Origin of the sequence: Nitratireductor aquibiodomus NL21 = JCM 21793, assembly GCF_000615975.1 — a bacterium.
Classification (GTDB): Bacteria; Pseudomonadota; Alphaproteobacteria; order Rhizobiales; family Rhizobiaceae; genus Nitratireductor; species Nitratireductor aquibiodomus.
In genome coordinates this window covers 1-3821 of sequence record NZ_BAMP01000159.1, presented here as the reverse complement: position 1 = coordinate 3821, position 3821 = coordinate 1, and the positions used below count along the sequence as shown (strand labels likewise).

The 3821-nt window shown below is 65.9% G+C and carries 4 protein-coding genes and 1 pseudogene; all 5 read right to left on the bottom strand.

Going from position 1 to position 3821, the window contains the following annotated elements; all coding sequences use genetic code 11:
* Positions 1-542, bottom strand: a 542-nt coding sequence (gene trbJ, locus JCM21793_RS22695) for a P-type conjugative transfer protein TrbJ (protein ID WP_441909640.1), incomplete at its 3' end; no start/stop codon positions are given.
* Between the two features lie 35 nt (positions 543-577).
* Entirely contained in the window at positions 578-3061 is a 2484-nt protein-coding gene (gene trbE / locus JCM21793_RS22690; RefSeq protein WP_025031823.1) for a conjugal transfer protein TrbE, read from the bottom strand.
* Positions 3062-3071: 10 nt separating this feature from the next.
* On the bottom strand, positions 3072-3353 hold the full coding sequence (locus JCM21793_RS22685; protein ID WP_025031822.1) for a VirB3 family type IV secretion system protein: 282 nt from the start codon (positions 3351-3353) through the stop codon (positions 3072-3074).
* Positions 3353-3685: a TrbC/VirB2 family type IV secretion system protein gene (locus JCM21793_RS22680; protein WP_025031821.1), complete on the bottom strand. Its 333-nt coding sequence runs from the start codon at positions 3683-3685 to the stop codon at positions 3353-3355. The genes JCM21793_RS22685 and JCM21793_RS22680 overlap by 1 nt, the downstream gene beginning before the upstream one ends.
* Positions 3682-3821 (bottom strand): annotated as a pseudogene (locus JCM21793_RS30780) (P-type conjugative transfer ATPase TrbB); the annotation flags it as partial. The gene JCM21793_RS22680 and the pseudogene JCM21793_RS30780, both read right to left, overlap by 4 nt.

Below are 3821 nucleotides of genomic sequence, written 5' to 3'. Positions count from 1 at the left end.
TGCGTGGCTTGCAGCGCGCCGGTCGCGCCCTGGCTCTGGCCGACGAGCGCGGCCATCTCGGCGCGGTTCGTGTCGATGTTGCCGACGACTCCGGCTTGCACGCGCATCGCGTCCTGAAGGCCGGAGACGGTATTTTCCCAGCGCGAGCGTGCATCGGCGACAAGCTGCTGGTCGGTGGCCGACAGCGAGACGTTGCCATACTGCTGCTGGAACGCCTGGTCGATCTGGCTGACCTCGAACGCGATGTTCTGGGCCTGTCCCAAAAGCTGCTGTGTGCGCTGGACGTTCTGTTGAAGCGTCTGGAGCGACGAATACGGCAGGCTCGCCAGATTGCGGGCCTGATTGATGAGCATCTGCGCCTCGTTCTGAAGGCTCTGGATCTGATTGTTGATCTGCTCCAGCGTCCGGGCGGCGGTGAGGACGTTCTCGGCATAGTTGGACGGGTCGAAAACGATGCGGCCGAAGCCAAAGAGCTGCGCCTGCGCCGGGCTTGCCAGCATTGGCGACAGGGCGACGGGAACGGCGAGCGTCAGCGCGATCATGGATGCGCCGGCGATGCGGGAAACGGGAATACGGATCATGGAAGGGTCTCCTTTGCTGCGGAGCCGTCCGGCACGGCGGATTCCGGCCGGTCGGCGAGGATGGTGAGGTTGGGGATGAGGTCGGCCGCCCAATCGACTCCGCGATGGTGCAGCCAGGCCGCGAGGAATCCGGCGCGGCCGTGTTCGGCGAAGATGCGCGCGATTTCGGTCTGGTCGGATTTGGCGGATGCGGCGCAAAGCGCGAGCCCGACTTCGGACAGACCCAGCTCGAACAGCCTGTTGCCGCGCCGCGATTGACAATAATATTCGCGTTTCGGTGTCGCGCGGGCGACAAGCTCGATCTGCCTGTCATTGAGCCCGAAGCGGCGATAGATGGCGGTGATTTGCGGCTCGATAGCCCGTTCGTTCGGCAGCAACAGCCGCGTCGGGCAGCTCTCGATAATCGCGGGCGCGATGTTGCTTCCGTCGATGTCCGACAGAGACTGCGTGGCGAAGATGACCGATGCGTTTTTCTTGCGCAGCGTTTTCAGCCATTCGCGGAGCTGGCCGGCGAACCCCTCGTCATCCAGCGCAAGCCAGCCTTCATCTATGATGAGCAGCGTCGGGCGGCCGTCGAGCCGGTCGCCGATGCGATGGAAGAGGTAGGACAGGACGGCCGGAGCCGCGTCGGTGCCGACAAGCCCCTCGATCTCGAAGGCTTGCACATCGGCTGCGCCGAGTTGTTCGCTTTCGGCATCGAGCAGCCGGCCATAAGCGCCGCCGATGCAATAGGGTCGAAGGGCCTGTTTGAGATTGTTCGACTGGAGCAGCACGCTCAAGCCGGTGATGGTCCGTTCCTCGACCGGGGCGGACGCGAGCGAGGTCAGCGCCGTCCAAAGATACTCCTTCACCTCGGGCGTGATGGTCAGCCCCTCGCGCATGAGAATGGCGGTGATCCAGTCGGCCGCCCAGGCGCGTTCATAGGTGTCGTGGATGCGCGCGAGCGGCTGGAGCGAGACGGATGCCTCTGCCCCATCGGTCAGCCCGCCGCCCAGGTCGTGCCAATCGCCCTCCATGGCGAGCGCGGCGGCGCGGATGCTGCCGCCGAAATCGAAGGCGAATACCTGCGAGCCGACATAGCGCCGGAACTGGAGCGCCATGAGCGCCAGCAGCACGGACTTGCCCGCGCCGGTCGGGCCGACGACAAGGGTGTGGCCCACGTCGCCGACATGCAATGACAACCGGAACGGGGTGCTTCCCTCGGTCTTGCCATAGAGCAAGGGGCGCGCACCGAGATGGTCATCCCGTTCCGGTCCCGCCCACACCGCCGATAGCGGGATCATGTGGGCGAGATTCAAAGTGCTGATGGGCGGTTGCCGCACGTTGGCGTAGGCATGGCCGGGGATCGAGCCGAGCCACGCATCGACGGCATTGACCGTTTCGGGCATGGCGGTGAAGTCGCGGCCCTGAACGATCTTCTCGACCAGCCGCAATTTCTCGTCGGCTATGCGCGGGTCGGCATCCCAAACCGTGACGGTCGCGGTGACATAGGCCATGCCCGTCACGTCCGCCCCCAGCTCCTGCAGGGCCATGTCGGCGTCGAGCGCCTTGTTGGCGGCGTCGGTGTCCACCAGGGCGGACGCCTCGTTGGTCATCACCTCTTTCAGAATCGCCGCGGCGCTCTTGCGCTTCGCAAACCACTGGCGGCGAATTTTGGTGAGCAACCGGGTGGCGTCCGTCTTGTCGAGCAGAATGGCGCGCGTGCTCCACCTGTAGGGGAAAGGCAGGCGGTTCATTTCGTCCAAGAGGCCCGGCGTCGTCGCGGTCGGGAATCCCACGATGGTCAGGACGCGCAGATGCGCGTCGCCAAGGCGCGGCTCCAGCCCGCCGGTCAGCGGCTGGTCAGCCAGCAGCGCGTCCAGATACACCGGCACTTCCGGCACGCGCACGCGATGCCGGTTGGTCGATATGGTCGAATGGAGGTAGGTGAGCGTCTGGCCGTCATCGAGCCAGCGGCACTCGGGCATGAAACCGTCGAGCAAGGCCAACACGCGGTCGGTGCGGTCGATGAAACCGCGCAGGATCTCCCAAGGGTCCACGCCGGTCTTGTCGCGGCCCTCATAGAGCCAGGTTTCGGCGCGGGCGGCTTCCTCGGCGGGCGGCAGGTAAAGGAAGGTCATGAAGTAGCCGGAGACGAAATGCGCGCCGGCTTCCTCGAACGCTGCCTTGCGTTCCGCATCGACCAGCGCCGATGCCGCGTCGGGAAAAATGCTGTCGGGATAGGTCGCGGCCGGATTGCGCTGCGCCTCGACAAAGATGCTCCAGCCGGAGCCAAGACGGCGCACAGCGTTGTTGATCCGGCCGGCGACGGCAACCAGCTCGGCGGCGACGGCGGAATCCAGATCGGGACCGCGAAACTTCGCGGTCCTCTGAAAGCTACCGTCCTTGTTCAAGACGACGCCCGCGCTGACCAGCGCCGCCCACGGCAGATAGTCGGCGAGGCGCGCGGCGGTGCGGCGGTATTCGGCAAGGTTCATCATAGCCGCGCCCTCACACCGCCAGATGACCGGGGACGCGCAGATGCCGCCGCCCGACCTCGGCGAATTGGGGATCGCGCTTGGCCGCCCACACGGCGGCGAAATGGCCGATGGCCCAGATGGCGAGGCCGACCAGCCAGAGGCGCAGGCCGAGGCCCACGGCCCCGGCGAGCGTACCGTTCATGATGGCGATAGAGCGCGGTGCGCCGCCGAGCAAAATCTGCTCGGTCAGCGCCCGGTGGACCGGGACGGTGAAGCCCGGCACCGCGTCGAGCTGTTCGAGGCCGCCTGCCATCAGACGAGCGCCCCGCCGCCGAACGAGAAGAACGACAGGAAGAAACTCGACGCGGCAAAGGCGATCGACAGACCGAAAACGATCTGAATCAATCGCCTGAACCCTCCGCTCGTATCGCCGAACGCGAGGGTCAAGCCGGTCACGATGATGATAATGACCGCGATAATTTTGGCGACCGGCCCCTCAATGGACTGAAGGATGCTTTGAAGGGGCGCTTCCCACGGCATCGACGAACCGGACGCATAGGCGGCCGGGGCCATGAACAGGCTGACGGTGGTGACGGCGCAGGCCGTGGCGAGCTGGCAGCGCAGACGCAAGGCGTGATGGATCATTCGGGGTCTCCTTTCGGGGTGGTTGCGGGGGTGATGCGGTAGTCGCCATCCGGCCCAAGGCCCTCGACGCGGGCGAGTTCGGCCAGCCGGCGCGCGGAACCGCGACCGGCGAGGACGGCAACAAGGTCGATGGTCT